Annotated in this window: 15 protein-coding genes; 12 read left to right on the forward strand and 3 right to left on the reverse strand. The window is 63.0% G+C overall.

Annotation, left to right across the window (positions count from 1 at the left end; genetic code table 11):
- The first annotated feature begins 178 nt into the window (after nt 1-178).
- The 5 genes from ABMA32_RS13145 (at nt 179) to ABMA32_RS13165 (ending at nt 7178) form a co-directional block, all read left to right on the forward strand.
- Nucleotides 179-2368: an anthranilate synthase gene (locus ABMA32_RS13145; protein WP_349014204.1), complete on the forward strand. Its 2190-nt coding sequence runs from the start codon at nt 179-181 to the stop codon at nt 2366-2368.
- Between the two features lies 1 nt (nt 2369).
- Nucleotides 2370-3308 (forward strand): cation diffusion facilitator family transporter, encoded by a 939-nt coding sequence (locus tag ABMA32_RS13150; RefSeq protein WP_349014205.1) that lies wholly within the window; start codon nt 2370-2372, stop codon nt 3306-3308.
- Between the two features lie 76 nt (nt 3309-3384).
- Entirely contained in the window at nt 3385-4467 is a 1083-nt protein-coding gene (locus ABMA32_RS13155; protein ID WP_349014206.1) for an AbrB family transcriptional regulator, read from the forward strand.
- Nucleotides 4468-4790: 323 nt separating this feature from the next.
- A complete protein-coding gene (leuA, locus tag ABMA32_RS13160; RefSeq protein ID WP_349014738.1) occupies nt 4791-6461 on the forward strand; it encodes a 2-isopropylmalate synthase in 1671 nt (556 codons plus the stop codon).
- 111 nt (nt 6462-6572) lie between these two features.
- Nucleotides 6573-7178, forward strand: a complete 606-nt coding sequence (locus ABMA32_RS13165) for a hypothetical protein (protein WP_349014207.1) — start codon at nt 6573-6575, stop codon at nt 7176-7178.
- Nucleotides 7179-7180: 2 nt separating this feature from the next.
- Here ABMA32_RS13165 and ABMA32_RS13170 read toward each other — a convergent pair whose 3' ends face one another.
- A complete protein-coding gene (locus ABMA32_RS13170) occupies nt 7181-8128 on the reverse strand; it encodes a metallophosphoesterase family protein (protein ID WP_349014208.1) in 948 nt (315 codons plus the stop codon).
- Between the two features lie 74 nt (nt 8129-8202).
- Here ABMA32_RS13170 and ABMA32_RS13175 point away from each other — a divergent pair, with 74 nt between their 5' ends.
- A complete protein-coding gene (locus tag ABMA32_RS13175; protein ID WP_349014209.1) occupies nt 8203-8700 on the forward strand; it encodes an NUDIX domain-containing protein in 498 nt (165 codons plus the stop codon).
- 1 nt (nt 8701) lies between these two features.
- Here the strand turns inward: ABMA32_RS13175 and ABMA32_RS13180 are convergent, their stop codons facing one another.
- Nucleotides 8702-9691 (reverse strand): glutathione S-transferase family protein, encoded by a 990-nt coding sequence (locus ABMA32_RS13180; RefSeq protein WP_349014210.1) that lies wholly within the window; start codon nt 9689-9691, stop codon nt 8702-8704.
- Nucleotides 9692-9936: 245 nt separating this feature from the next.
- On the opposite strand from ABMA32_RS13180, the gene ABMA32_RS13185 reads away from it, so the two are divergent.
- From ABMA32_RS13185 to ABMA32_RS13210, 6 genes are all read left to right on the forward strand, one after another.
- Nucleotides 9937-10467 carry a GNAT family N-acetyltransferase gene (locus ABMA32_RS13185; protein ID WP_349014211.1) on the forward strand — a complete coding sequence of 177 codons (531 nt, stop codon included), beginning with the start codon at nt 9937-9939 and terminating at the stop codon, nt 10465-10467.
- A 79-nt stretch (nt 10468-10546) separates the two neighbouring features.
- Nucleotides 10547-11314, forward strand: coding sequence for a HugZ family pyridoxamine 5'-phosphate oxidase (locus ABMA32_RS13190; protein WP_349014212.1), 768 nt, complete (start codon nt 10547-10549; stop codon nt 11312-11314).
- A 160-nt stretch (nt 11315-11474) separates the two neighbouring features.
- Nucleotides 11475-11771, forward strand: a complete 297-nt coding sequence (locus ABMA32_RS13195) for an ArsR/SmtB family transcription factor (protein WP_349014213.1) — start codon at nt 11475-11477, stop codon at nt 11769-11771.
- Between the two features lie 83 nt (nt 11772-11854).
- Nucleotides 11855-12064: a heavy-metal-associated domain-containing protein gene (locus ABMA32_RS13200; RefSeq protein ID WP_349014214.1), complete on the forward strand. Its 210-nt coding sequence runs from the start codon at nt 11855-11857 to the stop codon at nt 12062-12064.
- A 15-nt stretch (nt 12065-12079) separates the two neighbouring features.
- A complete protein-coding gene (locus ABMA32_RS13205) occupies nt 12080-14275 on the forward strand; it encodes a heavy metal translocating P-type ATPase (protein ID WP_349014215.1) in 2196 nt (731 codons plus the stop codon).
- Entirely contained in the window at nt 14272-15072 is an 801-nt protein-coding gene (locus ABMA32_RS13210) for a TrmH family RNA methyltransferase (RefSeq protein ID WP_349014216.1), read from the forward strand. Before ABMA32_RS13205 ends, ABMA32_RS13210 begins: the two co-directional genes overlap by 4 nt.
- Here ABMA32_RS13210 and ABMA32_RS13215 read toward each other — a convergent pair whose 3' ends face one another.
- On the reverse strand, nt 15073-16311 hold the full coding sequence (locus ABMA32_RS13215; RefSeq protein ID WP_349014217.1) for a coiled-coil domain-containing protein: 1239 nt from the start codon (nt 16309-16311) through the stop codon (nt 15073-15075).
- Nucleotides 16312-16386 lie beyond the last annotated feature (75 nt).

The raw sequence follows: 16386 nt of genomic DNA on the forward strand, positions 1-16386 counted from the left end.
CGCTATGGAAATGGCCATGAAGAACCTTTCGAACGCGATGAATTGGTGGTGGGCCTGCTGACAGCGGCCTGACGGCGCATGCGCGCGAGAATTTGGGTGGCCGCAACGGAAAGTCCGGGCGGCCATTTGTTTTTTCAAGTGCTTTCCGGATCCCGGGCAGGATCAACGGAGACGGGGAATGACCATCGAAGTGCTTGAAACCGGAGCGGAAAAGTTCGTCACCGCAGGTGGCGTGGCGATTGTCCGAGAACGACACGACACGCCCTATGCCGGCGCCATCGAAGCCTATGTCGATGGCCTGAACAGCCGGCGTGGCGCGGTCTTTTCCTCGAACTACGAATATCCCGGCCGCTACACCCGCTGGGACACCGCCATCATCGACCCTCCCGTCGTCGTCTCGGCGCGAGGCCGCGCCATGCGCATCGAGGCGCTGAACGCGCGCGGTGAGGTGCTGCTCCCCGTCATCGGCAAGGCCGTCTCGGCCCTGAAGGAGGTGACGCTCACCCAGACATCGAAGCAGCGTCTGGCGCTGACAGTCGCCGAACCCGGCCGTGTCTTCACCGAGGAGGAGCGCAGTCGCGTTCCGTCGGTGTTTACCGTCCTGCGCGCCATCACGGCCCTCTTCCACACGGAAGACGACGCGAACCTCGGCCTCTACGGCGCGTTCGGCTACGACCTCGCCTTCCAGTTCGATCCGGTCGACTATTCGCTGAAGCGCGCTGAAAGCCAGCGTGACCTCGTACTCTATCTGCCCGACGAGATCCTCGTCGTTGACCACCACCAGGCCAAGGCCTGGCACGACCGCTACGACTATTCGGGCAACGGTTTCTCGACGGCAGGCCTGCCGCGCGACGGCGAAAGGACACCCTTCAAGCCGTCGGACCGGATTCCCCCGCGCGGCGACCACGAGCCGGGCGAATATGCCGAACTGGTCAAGCGGGCGATGGAAAGCTTCCGTCGCGGCGACCTGTTCGAGGTGGTGCCCGGCCAGATGTTCTACGAGCGTTGCGAGACCACGCCAGCCGACATCTCCCGCCGCCTGAAGCAGATCAACCCTTCGCCCTATTCCTTCTTCATCAATCTCGGCGAGGGTGAATATCTCATCGGCGCTTCCCCTGAGATGTTCGTGCGGGTCAACGGTCGGCGCGTGGAGACCTGCCCCATCTCGGGCACTATCAAGCGCGGCGACGACGCGATTTCCGATTCCGAGCAGATCCTGAAACTGCTGAACTCAAAGAAGGACGAGTCGGAACTCACGATGTGTTCTGACGTCGATCGTAACGACAAGTCGCGCGTCTGCGAACCGGGTTCAGTACGCGTCATAGGCCGCCGCCAGATCGAGATGTATTCGCGTCTCATCCACACGGTCGACCACATCGAGGGCCGGCTGCGAGAAGGCATGGACGCCTTCGATGCCTTCCTGTCCCACGCATGGGCCGTGACCGTGACCGGTGCGCCAAAACTCTGGGCCATGCGCTTCATCGAGCAGAATGAGAAGAGCCCGCGCGCCTGGTATGGCGGCGCCATTGGCATGGTCCATTTCAACGGCGACCTCAACACCGGCCTGACGCTGCGCACCATCCGCATCAAGGACGGTATTGCCGAAGTGCGCGCTGGCGCCACATTGCTTTTCGACAGCGTGCCCGAGGAAGAAGAAGCTGAAACCGAACTGAAGGCATCCGCCATGCTCTCCGCCATTCGTGACGCAAAGGCCGGCAATGCGGCCGCCGCCGAACATCAGGCAGCCAAGGTAGGCGACGGCGTCAACATCCTGCTCGTCGATCACGAGGACAGCTTCGTCCACACGCTGGCGAATTATTTCCGCCAGACAGGCGCGAACGTCTCGACGGTACGCTCTCCGGTCCCCGAGGAAATCTTCGACAGGCTGAAGCCGGATCTCGTCGTGCTGTCGCCCGGGCCGGGCATGCCCAAGGATTTCGACTGCGCGGCGACCATCAAGAAGGCGCGGCAGCGCAGCCTGCCGATCTTCGGCGTCTGCCTCGGCCTGCAGGCGCTGGCTGAAGCCTATGGCGGCGAGTTGCGCCAGCTTCACGTGCCCATGCACGGCAAGCCGTCGCGCATCAGGGTATCAAAACCGGGTGTCATCTTCTCCGGCCTGCCGAAGGAAGTCACGGTCGGCCGCTACCACTCGATCTTCGCCGACCCCGTGCGCCTGCCTGACGAATTCCTTGTCACGGCGGAGACAGAAGACGGTGTCATCATGGCCTTCGAGCATCGCAAGGAGCCGGTGGCAGCTGTGCAGTTCCATCCGGAATCGATCATGACACTCGGCCAAAATGCCGGTATGCGGATGATCGAGAACGTCGTCGCGCACCTGCCGCGCAAGGCGAAGGTCAAGGCTGCCTGAGTTGAGCACTTCCTCCGCAACGGCTTCGAGGGCAGACGTCAAGCAGAAGGTCGCCCGTTTGGCGGCCTGGTCGATCGTCATCGCCTTCGTTGTGCTCGGCCTCAAGCTGTTCGCATGGTGGATCACCGGATCGGTCGCGCTTTATTCGGACGCGCTGGAATCGATCGTCAACGTGGTGACCGCAATCGCCGCAGTCTGGGCGATCCGGATCAGCTACATGCCGGCCGACCGCGACCACCAGCATGGCCACCACAAGGCGGAATATTTCGCGGCCGTCTTCGAAGGCGCGATGATCATCGTCGCCGCGCTGCTCATCATGTCACAGGTCATCCAGACGCTGAGCAATCCAAGTCCGATCGAGCAGCCGTGGGAAGGTCTCGCCATCAACGGCGGGGCGGCGGTCCTGAACGCGATCTGGGCAACAGTTCTGATCCGCCAGGGTCGCGCCGCGCGGTCGCCAGCGCTCGAAGCGGACGGTCACCATCTGATGACCGACGTCATGACGTCGGGAGGGGTCATCGCCGGCCTCATCCTGGCCGTCGCGACCGGATGGACGGTTCTTGATCCGCTACTCGCCACGCTTGTGGCGATCAACATCCTCGTGCAGGGCTGGAAGATCATGGGCGACTCGCTAAGCGGCCTCATGGACAAGGCGGTCGGCGTGGAGGAACACGTCCGCATCCGCGATATCGTCTCGGTCCAGTCCAAGGGCGCCATCGAGGTCCATGATCTCAAGACCCGTATCGCCGGCCGCGCGACCTTCATCGAATTCCACCTGATCGTGGACGGCGACATGACCGTGCGCGAAAGCCATGTCATCTGCGATCGCATCGAAGAGGCGCTGAAAGCCGAAATTCCGAGCGTGCGCGTCACCATCCACGTCGAGCCGGACGACGAGGCGAAACTCCCGCCCGGGACCAGCGCCGTTCCGTTCGCCTGACACCGAGCCCAGCCGACCAAAAGTTATCGAGCCGCTGGACCTGACAGTGGCATCGAGACGGGTCTAAAGAGGGACAATGGATTCCCTGCCACCCGCCCCCCAGCGCCTCGGAACGTTGCCAGCGGCGGTCCAATATGCGGCGCTGCTTCTTGTCTCGGCGGTTTTCGTTTTCCTCCTTGATCTCACTCACCTGCCCGCCGCATTTCTGATCGGGCCTATGTTCGCGGCCATCATCGCTGGCACGAACGGCGCGACGGTTCGTGTCCCGCGGCCGCTGTTCGGCGCAGCGCAGGCAGTCGTGGGCTGCCTCGTCGCGGCATCTATTTCGATCGAGATTATCGCCGCCTTCACTTCGGACTGGCCGCTCGTCACGGCTGTGGTCATGGCAACGCTTGCCGCATCGAGTTTCCTCGGCTGGTTCATCAGCCGCTTCAAGGCGCTGCCCGGCTCCACCGCCGTATGGGGTTCGGCACCCGGAGGCGCGACCGCGATGGTGCTGATGGCGGGTGCATTTGGGGCCGACGTCAGGCTTGTCGCCTTCATGCAGTACCTGCGCGTCATCATGGTGTCGATCGCGGCCGCGCTGGTCGCGCGGCTTTGGGTCGATACATCCGGCGCGGAACTGCCGGCCCACATCTGGTTTCCGGCCATCCAGTGGCCCGCCTTCGGCGCGATGATCGCAATTGCAGTGGCCGGCGCAGCGTTAGGACGGCTGGCCCGCCTGCCCTCCCCCTACTTTCTGGGCGCCGCTATCCTGGGTGCGGTTGCCCACATCGGTTTCGGGGTGCCGATCCAGCTTCCCGAATGGCTGCTGGCGGCGTCATACGCCTTGATCGGCTGGGCGATCGGCCTGAACTTCACCAGCAGCATCCTGCTGCACGCCGCCCGCGCCCTGCCACAGATCGTCGGCTCAATCATCGCGCTGATGGCCTTCTGCGGCGGGCTGGCCTGGCTGCTCAGCCACGAGTTGGGCATCGACCCGCTGACCGCCTATCTGGCGACAAGCCCCGGAGGCCTTGATTCCGTGGCTATCATTGCGGCGGCTTCCAAGGACGTGGACATGTCCTTTGTCATGGCGCTGCAAAGCTGCCGGCTGGCCTTCGTGCTCGCCTTCGGGCCGTTTCTGGCGAGATTGGTTTCGCGTTGGGTGAAGCAATAGGCGACGCCCTTGCAAGCGAAACGCGGCTCCTGTATGTCACCGTGCATGTTCTCGCGCTCGTCCATGATCAGGTCTCACCGGCCCGCCTTTGCGGCCGAGACTTTGCGCGCGCTGTCCTCGACGCTTCTTCTGCTCGGCCTTATCGGCGATCGCCGGGTCCGTTGAGGAGCGCCCGGCGGTCGAACGAGCCGCCTTCGCGCCGCCAGCTCCTTGCAGTCACAATTCCGGTTTAATATTCGTCAGGCGACGCCTGCGCATGGTCCGCAGCCGCCGGGAAGAGAAGAAAGATGGACGCAAAGATCGAAGCAGCGATTCGCAAGGGCATGCCCGACGCCGCGCGAAAATATGAACCCTACCCGGCTGTTGGCCTGACCGACCGCACATGGCCGAACAAGCGCATCGAAAAGGCACCGATTTGGTGCTCAGTCGACCTGCGCGATGGCAACCAGGCGCTGATCGACCCGATGGGTCAGGAGCGCAAGGCGCGCATGTTCCGCCTCCTGCTCGATATGGGTTTCAAGGAGATCGAGATCGGATTCCCCTCGGCGTCGCAGACCGACTTCGACTTCGCCCGCTGGGCGATCGAGGAAGCCGGCGTGCCGGACGACGTGTCGTTGCAGGTGCTGGTGCAGTGCCGGCCCGAACTGATCACGCGCACCTTCGAATCCCTGCAGGGCGCGAAAAATCCCATCGTCCATTTCTACAATTCGACCAGCGAGCTCCAGCGCCGCGTCGTCTTCGCCAAGGACGTGGCCGGCATAAAGCAGATCGCGACCGACGCTGCCAAGATGATCACCGACATGGCGGCCAAGGCAGGCGGCGGCTTCCGCTTCGAATACTCGCCGGAAAGCTTCACCGGCACCGAACTCGAGGTTTCGCTGGAAATCTGTAACGCGGTTACCGAGATCGTCAGGCCGACCCCTGACAATAAGCTGATCCTGAACCTGCCCGCGACCGTCGAGATGTCGACGCCGAACATCCACGCCGACCAGATCGAATGGATGTGCCGTAATCTCGACAACCGCGAGAACGTCATCGTCTCGCTCCACCCGCACAACGACCGTGGCACCGGCATCGCCGCGACCGAACTCGGCCTGATGGCAGGCGCGGATCGCGTCGAGGGCACGCTGTTCGGCAATGGAGAGCGCACCGGAAATGTCGACATCGTCACGCTGGCGCTCAACATGTACACGCAGGGCGTCGATCCCGAGCTGGATTGCTCCGACATCAACCGCATGAAGGATGTCTACGAGTATTCCAACCAGTTGCGGATTCCCGAGCGTCATCCCTATGTCGGCGAACTGGTCTACACGGCCTTCTCCGGTTCGCACCAGGACGCGATCAACAAGGGCATGAAGGCGATCAAGGTCGCCAACAAGCCGCTCTGGGAAGTGCCCTACCTGCCAATCGACCCGCAGGATGTCGGCCGTACCTACGAAGCGATCATTCGCATCAACTCGCAGTCCGGCAAGGGCGGCATCGCCTATGTGCTGCAGGCCGACTACGGGCTGAACCTGCCGCGCAACCTGCAGATCGAGTTTTCGAAGGAGATCCAGACGATCACCGACGCCGAAGGCAAGGAGCTTTCCGCCAAGCGCATCTACGACCGGTTCCGCGAAGTCTATGTCGACCAGCCACAAGGACGGCTGAAATTTCTCGATCACCAGACCTATCCGGATACGGAAGCCAAGGGTCGCCGTGTCGTCGAGGCGACCATCCTCGACAAGGGCAAGGAACTGGTGATCAAAGGAAGCGGCAACGGTCCCATCGACGGCTTTGTCGACGCGCTCTCGCGGCATGTCGGCATCCCTCTCTCGGTGCGCGACTACTCCGAGCATTCGATCCAGCATGGCTCGAACGCGGCCGCGATCTGCTACGTCGAGATGGAACATCCGGGCGGAACCCTCTTCGGCGTTAGCATCAACACGAACATCGTCGCCGCTTCCCTTGAAGCGGTGACGTCAGCCGTTAACAGGATTCTCGCGGCCAAATAATCCAGCCCGCACCTGAATTGCTCAGGCGGCGACGCAAACGCGCCGCTTGAGCGAATGCGGAAAAAAGACAAAATTAGCTGATGGTTAACTATGTTGTCCGGGCTGGGAACCATGAGCGACAAGGCAGAAAACCAGGACCAATCGCCCCAGACGCGCCGTCTGGCGGACGTTGTGCGGGAGGTCAAGAACGCGATGGCCGACCGCGACGACGTCGTTGTCGAACTGCGCGAGGCCACCCGCACACGGCTTGAACTGATGGCGGCGGAACTGGCACCAGTGTTCGCCCAGGTGCCGGCTGACGCCGATCTCTTCGACTTCACCATATCATCCGGACTGCAGCCGCGCCTCTGGATCGACGCGGTCAGCCACGTCGCGATGGCACGCGACCGCCGCACCTATCGCTTCCTCCGGGACACGCGGGCGGGACGTGTCGTGCTGGCCGAGGACATCGCCATAAAGCCCGTAGCCGACCAGGTCGCGCGCTATGTCGCCGAACGCCTGATCGAGCGGGAGCGCATGATGGATGGGTTACCCCTTTCGCTGAGAAATGAAGGCAGCGCAGCGGAGCCCTCGCCGGAGACAGTCGTGCGGCGCGGCGGCTGGCCGGCGTTCCTTTCCGGGTTGGGACTGGTGGCAGCCGGCGCGCTCGTCGGCTTGATCGCCACGGTGCTTACGCTCTGGGATCGGTTGCTCACAACCTTCGGTTCCGGTCAGTAGTCTTATCGCGACCCGCCGATCGCGACTTTTGCCCCACTGTCCGGATCGCCGGCCAGATCGACGCTCATGAGATCCTCGACCGGCATGGTCGGGCCATGTTGGCCACGGCGGACAAGCCGCAGCGACCAGGCGCCCGGATCGCCCGAAATCTCCAGCAGGTTCCATTGTCCCGCCGGATGCGAGCCGCCGAAGGACTGGCCGCCGGCAGCAACGCCAACGACGGGCACCTTCGAGCGCCCCTTCCCGCTGATCCAGTTCAGCGTCGGTTCGTGCGAATGACCATGCAGAACGACTTCCGCGCCATGTCTTGCAATCGTGTTCTGGAAATTGCCGATACCAAAGAGCCGCTTGTGCTGGGCAACCGCGCCGCGCACGGGAGGATGATGGATCATCACCACGCGGAACAGCCCCTGCCCGGCAGCCTTGTCGAGCAGCGTCGCCAGCCTGTGCGACTGGTCTTCCCGGAAAAAGCCATTTGCCATGAAGGGAGCCGTAGCGCGGGCGCTGGAGACGCCGATCAGGGCCACGTTGCCCCGCACGCGCAGATAGGGAAAGGAATGCCTATCGACCGTCGCCGAGCCGCCGTCCCCTGCCATCCATGGCCCCCAGAAACGGCAGGCCTTGTCGAAAGCGCCGGGCACATAGGCATCATGGTTGCCGGGAACCACCGAGACGCTTTCAGGCGTTCCAAGCGCCTCCAGCCAGAGCTTCGCCAGTTCGATTTCCGCATCGAGCGCGAGGTTCACCAGGTCTCCGGTGACTGCGAGATGATCGACGCCCGACGCTTTGATGTCGTCGAGGATATGGCCGAGAATGCCTTCGTGCAGGATATGCCGGCGATTGCGCTGCCAGTTGACGTAGCCGACCATCCTCTTTGACGCGAGGTCGCGATAGGTTACATCGGGAAGAGGACCAAGGTGGACGTCGGAGATATGGGCGAGCCTGAACATCGTGCTCTTTTAGACCGAGATGGGCCCGGATTGAAACGTACCGACGGCAATGCGTTCGCGACCGGAATGTTCCGGTGACGTCCCCTGCGAACGACCGGTTTCGCCAGATAGGTTGGCCACGCCTTCGGGCGAGGCTTTTTCATTTCTACTTCCGTCTGAAAAGGCCGATGACCTTTGGCGTGCGCGGCCTCGTCTACGACCGAGAGAAAAACGCCGTCTTCCTCATCCGGCACACCTATGTGCCCGGCTGGCAGTTGCCCGGTGGCGGCGTCGAGGTCGGCGAAACGGCCATGCAGGCGCTTGAGCGCGAACTGTTCGAGGAAGGCGTCATCGAGATCACCGGCGAACCGGTGCTAAGATCGATCCACTTCAACCGTCAGGCAAGCCGCCGCGACCATGTTGCCTTCTACCTGATCGAAAGCTTTCGGCAGGCTGCGCCGAAGCTGCCAGACCGGGAGATCGCGGAAGCAGGCTTCTTTCCGCTCGACGCTCTGCCTCAGGCGACCACGCCGGCGACACACCGGCGCATCGCCGAGGTATTCGGCGCTGTGCCCGTGTCTCCCGATTGGTAAGCTAAGCCGCTTTGCCAAACCGGTCGCGGTCGTGCGGCGCGCCGTAGTCGACCTCAGGTCCGACAGGGACGATGCCCGTCGGATTGATGGTCGCGTGGCTGCCGTAATAGTGCGACTTGATGTGATGCAGGTTTACCGTGCCTGCCACGCCCGGCACCTGATAGAGATCGCGCAGGTAGTTGGAGAGGTTGGGGTAGTCGGCGATCCGCCTCAGATTGCATTTGAAGTGCCCGACATAGACGGGATCGAAACGCACCAGCGTGGTGAAAAGCCGCCAGTCGGCTTCGGTGACCACGTTGCCCGCAAGATAACGCTGCCTGGAAAGACGCTCCTCCAATTGATCGAGCGCCGCGAACAGTTCGCGGAAGGCGTCCTCGTAGGCTTCCTGCGTCGTGGCGAAGCCTGCCCGGTAGACGCCGTTGTTCACTGATGGATAGACGAGCGCGTTGATACGGTCGATCTCCTCGCGCAGGGGCTGAGGGTAGAAATCGACTGAGGCATCGGCCCATTCGTCGAAGGCCGAGTTCAGCATGCGTATGATTTCGGGGGACTCGTTGGAGACGATTGTCTTCTCCTGTTTGTCCCAGAGAACCGGCACGGTAACGCGCCCGGAATAGTCCGGGTCGGCCTTGGTGTAGATCTGGTGCAGGAAGTCCAGGCCGTAGAGCGTGTCGCCCGTGGCCCCGTCTTCGGCCAGGAACGTCCAGCCGTCCTTGCCCATGTAGTGGTGGACGACGGAAACCGAGATGATGTCTTCCAGCTTCTTGAGCTTGCGGAAAATCAGGGTGCGATGCGCCCACGGACAGGCCAGCGAGACATAGAGGTGGTAGCGGCCCGGCTCAGCCTTGAAGCCGCGCACCCGGCCGTCCGCCGGCTTTCCGTCCGCCGTCACCCAGTCGCGCCACTTGGCGTCCTGCCGAACGAACTTGCCGCCTGACTCCTTGGTGTCATACCAGCGGTCAACCCATTTTCCGTCGACCAGCAGTCCCATGATCAGCGCTCCTCGTTCCTTTCGGCCGTATTTAGGTTCCACCGGGGGCGAAGCACAGGACAAACTGCGGTGACACTCCGTCACCCAAAACGACAAAAGCCGTAGACGTCCCGTCGAAATGATGTTAGCGGGCGCGCCATGCTCATGATCCGGATCAACCGACGACGAATGGAAGCCCGCGCCTGAAGGCGCCGATGGCCCGCCGCGCCTTCGCGGCATTCCTTCCTCTTCGACCGGACCAGACAATGACCGCCGACGTGACCTATCTGCCGGAATGCCCGGCGCACGATGCCGAAATCGAACACATCAATGAAGAAGCGTTCGGACCGGGACGCTTCGTCCGCGCGGCCTATAAAATCCGCGAGGGCGGCCCGCACGAACGCGCTCTATCTTTCGTAGCCGTCCATGAAGGCGTGGTCATCGCGTCGGTCCGCATGACACGGATCGCTGCCATGGAGGGCAAAGGCCTGCTTCTTGGTCCGCTGGCGGTACGGCCGGCTTTCAAGAACCTCGGCATCGGTCGCAAACTTGTGGCGCTTGCGGTCGATGCGGCCAGAAAGGCAGGCGCGCCGCTGGTGTTGCTGGTGGGCGACGAGCCCTACTATGGCCCGCTGGGATTCGCGCGTGTGCCGCGCGGACAGGTGGCCATGCCGCGCCCGGTGGATCTGAACCGCATCTTGGTGGCAGAGATCGAGCCCGGCGCGGCTACGCACTTCAAGGGCGAGGTGCGTCATGCAGACCAGTCTGGGGTCGGAGCCAAGGACCTAGTGGTCTGACGACGATTGAACCCGGCACTTGCCATACAGGCTGGACAAGGCAATAACCGGATTAACGCAGTCAACTTTAGATGAAGCGATGAATGACCAGCCGAAAGACGTGATCCGCGAAACCGACGCCGAGGCGATCCGGCTGGCCAAGACGCTTGTCCGCGTGGCCAGATTCGGCGCGCTTGCAGCCTTGGACGCCGAAACCGGCGCGCCAATTGCGAGCCGCGTCGGCGTTGCGACCGATGCCGACGGCACGCCGCTCATCCTCGTTTCCGGGCTCGCGGCCCACACAAGAGCAATTCTGGCCGATCCGCGCTGTTCGCTTCTGGTCGGCGAACCGGGCAAGGGCGATCCCCTCGCCCACCCAAGGATCACGCTCCAATGCAGAGCAGTCAGGCTGGAGTGTGAAACGCCGGAGCGCACACGCGCCGAATGGCGCTACCTGAGCCGCAATCCGAAGGCGAAGCTTTATGTCGGCCTTGGCGACTTCTCGTTTTTCCGCCTCGAGGTCGAGCGCGCCAGCCTCAATGGCGGCTTCGGCAAGGCCTATGCACTGAAGCGCGAGGATATCGTGCTCGACAGCCCCGTGGTTGAAGAACTCGCCGCCGCCGAACAACGTGCGGTCGACCACATGAACGACGATCATCTGGACGCGATCGCCAATTTTGCGCGCCATTTCGCCAAGGTCGACAGCGCCGGCTGGGTCATGACGGGCCTGGATATCGACGGGTTCGACATCGTCGCAGGCGACGAAGCGCGGCGTATCTTTTTTCCCTCTCCGCTGAAGGATGCACGGGAGATGCGGGAAATACTCGTGGCAATGGCCAAGGAAGCTCGGGAAGCCGTTCAGCCGTAGCATTTTTTTGGTCAGCTTCCGCGTTCACGTGCCTTGAGATTTGATGACGGTGCTCTAGCTTGCAATTTGCTGCGCGAAGCACCGCATCGCTTCCGCAGAATTCGAGCGTGGAATTCGGAAGTGTCGCCTCGGCGTCCGACGAAACGGCGCAGGGGATCGGATGGTGTCGAACAAACTTCTGGACAATGCTTTTGCCGCCGCGGAGTTTCTGACTCTCGTCGCCAACGAAAAGCGGCTGGCGATCCTGACCCACCTTCTCGACGACGAACTGACCGTTGGAACAATTGCCGAAAAGGTGTCCCTCAGTCAGTCCGCGCTTTCGCAGCATCTGGCGAAACTAAGGGCGTTGAATCTCGTTGAAACCCGTCGCGACCGCCAGATGATCTACTACAGTTGCAAATCCGAGGCGGTGCGCAAAATCCTGCATACGCTGGACGAGGTCTTTGGCCAAGCCTGAGGCAACAGCGCAGGCGTCGGCCTCTTGACCTTCCATCCACTGGAACCCTTATCTCCGCATCAATCGGATGAAAGGCATCAGTGATGACCGTCAAACTGAAAATCGATGGCATGACCTGCGGAGGCTGCGCCAACGCGGTCAAACGCGTGCTGTCGTCAAATCCCTCTGTGACCGGCGTCAGCGTGGACCTCGAAGCCGGATATGCGACGGTCGAAACCTCGGCTGACGTCGATCCGGCACAGCTTGTCGCGGCGGTCGAGGATGCAGGCTACGACGCTCGCGTCGCAGCCTGAGCGAATGGCGCTGTCATGAGCCACGTAAGCCTCGATATCTCGGGCATGACCTGCGCCGCCTGCTCCTCGCGCGTGGCGAAAGCGCTGTCTCGAGTCGATGGCGTTTCGGACGCGCAGGTGAACCTCGCTCTGGAGCGCGCAAACATCGAACTCACAGACGCGGTTACGCTGGATGCACTGATCGCCGCGGTCGAGAAAGCAGGCTATGGCGCGACGCTGCGCGAGTCAGATCAGACAAGGCAGCGCCTCGCCGATGCGGAGCGCGAAGCCGTCCGGCTTGCCGAAGAGCGCACGACCCTGCTCCGCTTCGGCATCTCCGCCCTACTGACGTTGCCGCTTGTCATCGGCACCCTGCCGATGATGATCGGAACCGGCCACGCGCTGATCGGCCCGTGGACGCAGGCTGCGCTCGCCGCCGGCGTCATGCTCGCCTCTGGCACGCGCTTCTACCGCGAGGCGTTCAATGCGGTTCGCCGCGGCAGCGCGAACATGGCGGTCCTCGTGTCGCTCGGCACGACCGTCGCGTTTGTCGCGTCGCTCATTGAGGTTCTTCGCGGCAACGGCCACGCCCATCTCTATTTCGAAGCCGCGGCGGTCGTCCTGACGCTGGTGATGCTCGGCAAGTACCTGGAGGCCCGCGCCAAGCGAGGCGCTGGTGCGGCTCTGTCGGCGCTCGGCAGGCTGCAGCCCGCCGAAGCGGAACTCGTCGTCGCTGAAGGCACGCGCAAAATCCCGGCTGCTGCGTTGAGCAAGGGCGATCTAGTGCTGGTCCGACCGGGTGCGCGCTTTCCTGCCGATGGCATCATCCGGAGCGGACATTCGTCCGTGGACGAGGCGCTTGTCACCGGCGAGAGCCTACCCGTCGAGCGTGGCGAAGGCGATACTGTCCTCACTGGCACCATCAACGGCGAAGCGGCGCTGGAAGTGGTCGTCAGCCGGGTGGGTGAAGATACGCGCCTCGCCCGCATGGCGCGGCTTGTCGAAGAGGCGCAGACCGGCGAAGCACCGATCCAGCGGCTCGTGGATCGTATCTCGGCGATCTTCGTGCCTGTGATCCTTGTCGTCGCAGCAGTCACCTTCCTCGTCTGGTGGCTGGCATTAGGCGATACCATTAGCGGCCTTTCGGCAACGATCGCGGTGCTGGTCATCGCCTGCCCCTGCGCGCTCGGGCTCGCAACACCGACGGCGCTCGTTGCAGGAACGGGCGCGGCCGCGCGCGCAGGCATTCTGATCAGGGACATCGAGACGCTGGAGCGTGCGGGCGAGATCGCCGTCGTCGCCTTTGATAAGACCGGAACCCTGACAAAGGGCAAGCCAACGATAGCTGCGATGACCGCAACGGACGGCGGCGTCCGCTCGATGCTCACATTGGCCGCCGCCATCGAGGCGAAGAGCGAACATCCGCTTGGCAAGGCGCTGGTGGCGCATGCGATGCAGGAAAGCGTCGCCGTCGGCGATGCTAAGAATGTGCGCGCGATCTATGGGCAAGGCCTTTCGGGAACCGTCGATGGCCGTACCGTGGCTGTCGGCAACGAAAAGCTGGCACTGAGCCTCGATGTGGACGCATCGCAGACGGCGGAAATGACGGGAAAAATCGGGGCTGGAGGCACGATCGCCTTCGTCATCGTCGATCGCAAGCTCGCAGGAGCCCTGCGCTTCGCCGATGAGCCGCGCCCGGAAGCAGCCGCTACGCTGGCCGAGCTGAAGTCGCGCGGACTTCGCACCGTCATGCTGACCGGCGACAACGAGGCTGCCGCGAACACGGTCGAGCGTGCGATCGGCATCGATGAAGTGCGCGCCGGCTTGCAACCGGAAGAGAAGGTTGAGGCCCTGAAGGCGCTCGCCGCAACGCATGGCGACGCCATCGCTTTCGTCGGCGATGGCGTCAACGACGGGCCGGCGCTTGTCACCGCCCGCCTTGGCATCGCTCTGTCGTCCGGTGCTGATGTCGCGCGAGAGGCAGCGCCCATCACGCTGATGCGTCCCGACCTTCGCCTTGTGCCCGCCGCCCTCGACATAGCCGCCAGGACACGCCTCACGATCCGGCAAAATCTCGGCTGGGCGTTCGTCTACAATCTGTTCGGCATACCGCTGGCTGCTTTCGGCATGCTGTCCCCGACGTTCGCCGGCGCTGCCATGGCGTTTTCCTCGGTCTCGGTCGTGGCAAACGCGCTTCGCCTAGCCCGCTGGAAGGTGCGATCCCAGGCATGACGCCGATCCACATCGATGATCCATCGGACCCACGGATCGCGCCCTACGTCGCCATAAAGGAGCGCGACCTCGCAGGGCGGCAGGGGCGTTTCATTGCCGAAGGAAAGGTCGTCCTGAATGTCCTGTTCTCGGCTGGGCGCTTCGCGGTGGAGTCGGTGCTGGTGCTGGAGAACCGACTGGCTGGTCTCGCTGAAACCTTAAGCAGCGCACCAGCCTCGATGCCCGTCTATGTCGCCTCTCAGGCGGTGATGGACGACATCGCTGGTTTCCACATGCATCGCGGCATCCTCGCGATCGGCAGGAAGCGCGTGGACGACACGCCGGCCGACATCGTCACCGCTTTGCCTCGGCAGGCCTTGGTGGTCGTGCTGGTCAGCTTGTCGAACCATGACAATGTCGGCGCGATCTTTCGCAATGCGGCTGCTTTCGGCGCGGATGCAGTGCTGCTCGACCAGACCTGCTGTGATCCGCTGTACCGCAAGGCCATCCGGGTCTCAGTCGGCGCGGCGCTCAAGGTGCCCTTCGCGATTGCGCCCGACAGCGCTTCGCTCGTAAAGCTTCTCCGCCACGCAGACTTTCACCAGATCGCGCTCAGCCCCACCGGTGCTACCGATCTACGCGAAGCCGAGCGGCCCGAACGCATTGCTCTTTATTTCGGGACGGAAGGCGAAGGCCTGCCGGAAACGCTGATGTCACGTCTCGACACGGTCCGTATCGGCATGGCTCCCGGCTTCGACAGCCTCAACGTGGCTGCAGCCTCGGCTGTGGTCCTGCATCATTTCCAGCGGAGCTGCTGATCAGCCCGCCGCCGCGGCCTTCTGTAGTTCCCGAACCTTGTCGGCGAGGCTTTGTGTTTTCTTGCCAGCATCGTTGTGCGCCTCGCCCGCGAGACCAAGCGCCTTTTCTATCGGCGAATTCGGACCCTCAAGGGCAGCGGTCAACCGGATGACTTCGGCAGCAAGTTCGTTCATCTCCTCGCGCAGCCGCGCGCTCTCACGCTTTTCGCCGTTCCAGTCATCGGACTTGGTCCGCTCGTGCACGGCGACATCGACCTTCAGCTTGCGGTTCTCGCGCGTCAGCGCACGCACCCGCTCGTCGAGCTGGTCGCGGTCTGCCGACAGCTTGGCCATCAGCCGTTCAGCCTCCTTGCTTTTCGCGCCTGTCACGTAAGCGGCAAGCTGCTCGGCGATCTCGGCCTTTTCGGCTTCCAGCCTCGCCTTGTCCGCCTCGAGCGCGGCAACCTGCGACTGCAGTCCGCCTTCCGAATCGGAAGACGTCCTGACCGTCTCCCTCATCTTGCCAACCTCGCGCTCGCTGCGGTCGATCTTCTCGTCGCGATCGGCGATTGTCGCGAGAAGCCGCTCGATCCGAGCTTCTAGGGCCAGTGACCGTTCCTGTTCGGCCCGCAACGCTTCCCGCGCCCCGCGCACCTCCGCGACGTTCTCCTGGCTGCGGCGGTCGATCTCGCGACGTTCGTTGCGCAAGGCGATCATCTCGGTGTTGAGCTTTTCGATCTCGCTTTCGCGAGCCGCGATCTCGACCTGCCGGTTCGACGCAGAGAAGGTAGCATCGTCGTACATGCGCCCGAGTTTCTCGATTTCATCGGCCCGCTGCCGCAGAAGCGCTTCCCCCTCTTCAAGCCGCTGCGTGAGCACCTCCAGTTCTTCCTCGCGCTTGCGCAATTCGGCGCGGATCTCCCCTGACTGGGTTTCCAGCCGCGTCAGTGCCTCGTGCCGCTCGGTGCGCTCGGCCATCAATTGCTTCAGCTCTTCGCGGTTGCGGTTGATCTCAACGATCTGTGCCGCCGCCTTTTCCCGGAAATTCTTGAAGTTGATCTCCAGCCGGCGCGTAGACATGGCGAATTCGGCGCGCATGCGATCCTTGTCGGCCTGAATTTCGGCCTGCGTCAGCGGCACCGATGCCTCGATCCTCCTGCGCGTCAGCGTCACCGCCCTACGCCAAGCCATCGGCGCTACGATCAGGGCGATGAACCCGGCCGACAGAAAGCCAAGGATGAAAATGAGGCTGGACTGCATATTTCTTCCGTGCGCGGCCGCAATACGAGCCGAACCGCTTTTGCCAGCGGCGCGCTGCGAAATCCAGTGCCAAGC

The organism is Mesorhizobium quangtriensis (genome assembly GCF_040081925.1).
Taxonomy (GTDB): domain Bacteria; phylum Pseudomonadota; class Alphaproteobacteria; order Rhizobiales; family Rhizobiaceae; genus Mesorhizobium_K; species Mesorhizobium_K quangtriensis.

What these genes read in the sequence shown, in the direction of transcription:
- ABMA32_RS13170 (WP_349014208.1), bottom strand. Translation starts at nt 8,128, where the DNA reads ATGTTCAGGCTCGCCCATATCTCCGACGTCCACCTTGGTCCTCTTCCC.
- leuA (WP_349014738.1), top strand. Translation starts at nt 4,791, where the DNA reads ATGCCCGACGCCGCGCGAAAATATGAACCCTACCCGGCTGTTGGCCTG.
- ABMA32_RS13200 (WP_349014214.1), top strand. Translation starts at nt 11,855, where the DNA reads ATGACCGTCAAACTGAAAATCGATGGCATGACCTGCGGAGGCTGCGCC.
- ABMA32_RS13185 (WP_349014211.1), top strand. Translation starts at nt 9,937, where the DNA reads ATGACCGCCGACGTGACCTATCTGCCGGAATGCCCGGCGCACGATGCC.
- ABMA32_RS13215 (WP_349014217.1), bottom strand. Translation starts at nt 16,311, where the DNA reads ATGCAGTCCAGCCTCATTTTCATCCTTGGCTTTCTGTCGGCCGGGTTC.
- ABMA32_RS13155 (WP_349014206.1), top strand. Translation starts at nt 3,385, where the DNA reads ATGGATTCCCTGCCACCCGCCCCCCAGCGCCTCGGAACGTTGCCAGCG.
- ABMA32_RS13195 (WP_349014213.1), top strand. Translation starts at nt 11,475, where the DNA reads ATGGTGTCGAACAAACTTCTGGACAATGCTTTTGCCGCCGCGGAGTTT.
- ABMA32_RS13205 (WP_349014215.1), top strand. Translation starts at nt 12,080, where the DNA reads ATGAGCCACGTAAGCCTCGATATCTCGGGCATGACCTGCGCCGCCTGC.
- ABMA32_RS13165 (WP_349014207.1), top strand. Translation starts at nt 6,573, where the DNA reads ATGAGCGACAAGGCAGAAAACCAGGACCAATCGCCCCAGACGCGCCGT.
- ABMA32_RS13210 (WP_349014216.1), top strand. Translation starts at nt 14,272, where the DNA reads ATGACGCCGATCCACATCGATGATCCATCGGACCCACGGATCGCGCCC.
- ABMA32_RS13180 (WP_349014210.1), bottom strand. Translation starts at nt 9,691, where the DNA reads ATGGGACTGCTGGTCGACGGAAAATGGGTTGACCGCTGGTATGACACC.
- ABMA32_RS13145 (WP_349014204.1), top strand. Translation starts at nt 179, where the DNA reads ATGACCATCGAAGTGCTTGAAACCGGAGCGGAAAAGTTCGTCACCGCA.
- ABMA32_RS13190 (WP_349014212.1), top strand. Translation starts at nt 10,547, where the DNA reads ATGAATGACCAGCCGAAAGACGTGATCCGCGAAACCGACGCCGAGGCG.